We start from the raw sequence: 3567 nt of genomic DNA, 5'->3' as shown, positions 1-3567 counted from the left end.
CCTCCGGCGGGCTTCCCGCGTCGATCGTGCTGGGTTTTGGCGGCCTGATAGTGGTGGTCCTTGCCGCTGGGACCTTCGCAGTCGTCCGTGCGCGGAGGGCCGCTTTGTCCAACCCGATGGACGAGAATACCGACACGGATTCTCTGGAAGCGGCCGCCGAACCTCGGCCCTAGACACTGATCCTGTTGGCCGGGCTCAAGGCTCAACGTAAACTTAGTGAACTTTTTCACAAAGTCCGGTACCATCGAGGCATGGCACTGAATCAACAGTTCTCCGATCGTCCGCGCATTCTTGTAGTCGGTGGCGGCTACGTAGGTCTCTATGTGGCCCACAAGCTACAGAAGAAGATCAAGTCCCACGGTGGCATTGTCACCCTGGTGGACCCGCTGCCCTACATGACCTACCAGCCGTTCCTCCCCGAGGTGGCCGGTGGCAACATTGAAGCCCGCCACGCAGTGGTTTCGCACCGCACCCACCTCAAGCAGACCGAGTTGATCACCGGCAAGGTCACCGGCATCGACCACGCCCGCCGTACTGCAACGGTCGCCCCGGCTGACGGTAGCGAACCGTTCGAGCTGACCTACCGCGATGTCGTCGTCGCCGCCGGTTCCATCACCCGGACCTTCCCGATTGAAGGGTTGAAGGACCAGGGGATCGGCCTGAAAACCATCGAGGAAGCTGTCGCACTGCGCAACCAGATGCTGGAGCGGATCGAGACCGGCTCGCTGATGGCGGCCGGACCGGAGCGCGACCGTGCCCTGACCTTCGTTGTGGTTGGCGGCGGATTCGCCGGTATTGAAACCATCACCGAAATCGAGGACATGGCCCGGGCGGCGGTCAAGAAAAACGACCGGCTTGAGCACTCGGACCTGAGGTTCGTCCTGGTGGAAGCCATGGGACGGATCATGCCCGAGGTAACTGAATCCCAGGCGGTGTGGGTGGTCGCCCACCTAAGGTCCCGAGGAATTCAGGTCAAGTTGAATACCTCGTTGGCTAGCGCGGTGGATGGCCGGCTGAAGCTGATCAATATGCCGGACAAGACTCCAGCGGACGAGTTCGAGACTGACACCCTGATCTGGACCGCTGGGGTTCAGGCCAACCCGATGGTCAGGTCCTCCGACTTCCCGATCGACGAGCGTGGCCGTATTCGCGCCAACGCCGAACTGCGGATCACCGGTGACGACGGCCCCCTTGAGGGTGCGTGGACCGCAGGCGATGTCGCCGCAGTTCCAGACCTCACCGGCGGCGGCGTCGGCGGATTCTGCGTTCCCAACGCCCAACACGCTGTGCGCCAGGCCAAACTCCTCGCGAAGAACATCTACGCGCAGAACAACGGCGTCGGCAGGGTCAAGGAATACAAGCACAAAAACCTCGGTGCTGTGGCTGGCTTCGGGCAGTACAAGGGTGTTGCCAACATCATGGGCTTCGGCATGCGAGGACTCCCCGCGTGGTTGGCTCACCGTGGCTATCACGGGATGGCGATGCCGATGTTCGAGCGTAAGTTCCGAGTGGTCTTCAACTGGATTCTGAGCTTCGTCTTCGGACGGGACACCACCCAGCTGATGGATTTGCAGACGCCCAAGCGTCAGTTCCGTGAGGCCGCGACGCCGCCGCCGAAGAAGGCTGAAGCTCCCTCCAGCGCCGGTGCAGCGAAAAGTGATTCCTATAGTGAGCCAGCCAGGAAATAGGTTCAGCTGACTGACTGGAACTAACGGCGGCACCGGCTCCTGGAGCGGGTGCCGCCATCACCTTTTAACGGGGAACGCGTGGCGGACCGACCCGCAGTGACGTGACCAGTCGCCGGGATGGATTGGCTCCGCTCGGACCACGTGTGGTGCAACGATCACGTAGGCTAGAGACGACGATTCAGCCCGTCACGCCCCAGTAGCCCAATGGCAGAGGCACCAGACTTAAAATCTGTTCAGTGTCAGTTCGAGTCTGACCTGGGGCACCACGAAGCCGCGTGTACGAACGCGAAACTCCGGGTGGTTGTACCCCTCTGTGGCGAGCGTTACAAGGATGTGACCGTTTTTGCTTATTTTTGACACATTTTTGCATTAGCTTTTCTACATACCAGGAACACCTGGTGATCGCATCAAAGGCACAGAATGCCTTTCGGTCGAGGAGAAAACATACATGACTGCAACACGCAACTCCGTGCGGTTCGGCATTGGAGACAATGCACCTCGCGCGGCAAAGGTCGCTGCCTTGGGGCTGGGCATCGCGCTCTTTGCATCTGCCTGCGGCGGATCCACTCCTGAAGGAGACGGCGGCGAAACCTCAGCCGCCCCTGCCGCTGCAACCGGGCTCAGCTGCCCGGAGAGTCAGGGTGGCGAAGCGCCCGAGGCCAACCCGAAGGGGGACCCGTCCGCTGTTCCCGAGGCGACTACCACCTCCGACACACCACTGGTCCTGGGAACGCTCCTTCCAACCACAGGTGCTCTAGCGTTCCTCGGTCCGCCCGAAATTGCTGGCACCAACCTCGCCGTTCAGGAGATCAACGAGGCTGGCGGTGTGCTCGGCCAGGACGTCGAGATCATCCACCGCGACTCGGGTGACACGACCACCGACATTGCCACCCAGTCTGTGACGGATCTGCTGTCTCAGGACGTCAGCGCCATCATCGGCGCCGCATCCTCAGGTGTTTCACGAACCGTGATCAACCAGATCACCGGAGCTGGCGTGATCCAGATTTCGCCTGCGAACACTGCTCCCGACTTCACCGACTGGGATGACAACGGACTGTACTGGCGCACCGCACCTTCAGATGTGCTGCAGGGCCGCGTGCTCGGCAACTACATCATGGAATGTGGCGCCCAGACGGTCGGCATGGTCACCTTGAACGATGCCTACGGCACCGGGCTTCAGGGCTTCATCAGCGAGGCAGTTGAAGGGGCTGGTGGCCAGGTGGTCGCCAACGAGATGTTCAACGAGGGTGACTCACAGTTCAGCAGCCAGGTTGATGCAGTGGTAGCTACCGAGCCGGACGCCATCGTAGTCATCAGCTTCGACCAGGCAACCAGCATTGTGCCGCTCTTGACGGCTCAGGGCATTGATCCAAGCACCCTGTTCCTGGTGGACGGCAACACGGCCGACTACAGTGCGGATCTGGATCCAGGAACCATGGAAGGTGCTCAGGGAACCATTCCTGGCCCCTTCACCGGTGATGCCTTCCAGGAGGCCTTGCTGGAAATCGATCCCGCCCTCACCAGCTGGAGCTATGCAGGTGAAAGCTACGACGCTGCGAATGTTGTCGCGTTGGCAGCTGAAGCAGCAGGTTCAACCGATGGTGCAGCAATTGCAGCCGAACTTCAGGGTGTCACCGGCGAAGGCGAGAAGTGCTACGACTTCGCGGCTTGCGTGACCCTTCTGCGCGACGGCGAAGACATCGACTATGACGGTATCTCCGGCCCGATCACCTTTGACGAAAACGGTGACCCAACCGAAGCCTTCATCGGGATCTATGCATTCGACGGCGACAACGTCCCGCAGCCGAGCCGTTCCGAAACCGGACAGCTCTAAGCGGTCTAGTCAGCCCAACTGATTCACTCGCACCACCAACGGCCG

The 3567-nt window shown here is 60.9% G+C and carries 2 protein-coding genes and 1 tRNA gene; all 3 read left to right on the top strand.

The features are described from left to right. The first annotated feature begins 251 nt into the window (after positions 1-251). A complete protein-coding gene (locus K728_RS0107525; protein ID WP_019483673.1) occupies positions 252-1688 on the top strand; it encodes an NAD(P)/FAD-dependent oxidoreductase in 1437 nt (478 codons plus the stop codon). Between the two features lie 190 nt (positions 1689-1878). Next, positions 1879-1954 (top strand) — tRNA-Leu (locus tag K728_RS0107520). A gap of 182 nt (positions 1955-2136) precedes the next feature. Then, a complete protein-coding gene (locus K728_RS0107515; protein WP_019483672.1) occupies positions 2137-3522 on the top strand; it encodes an ABC transporter substrate-binding protein in 1386 nt (461 codons plus the stop codon). The last annotated feature ends 45 nt before the right edge of the window (positions 3523-3567 follow it).

Source organism: Arthrobacter sp. CAL618, from assembly GCF_000468215.1.
In the GTDB taxonomy this organism is placed as follows: Bacteria; Actinomycetota; Actinomycetes; order Actinomycetales; family Micrococcaceae; genus Arthrobacter_D.
The sequence above is the reverse complement of the archived record's forward strand: the minus strand, read 5'-3'. Positions and strand labels throughout refer to the sequence as shown.

What these genes read in the sequence shown, in the direction of transcription:
- K728_RS0107525 (WP_019483673.1), top strand. Translation starts at nt 252, where the DNA reads ATGGCACTGAATCAACAGTTCTCCGATCGTCCGCGCATTCTTGTAGTC.
- K728_RS0107515 (WP_019483672.1), top strand. Translation starts at nt 2,137, where the DNA reads ATGACTGCAACACGCAACTCCGTGCGGTTCGGCATTGGAGACAATGCA.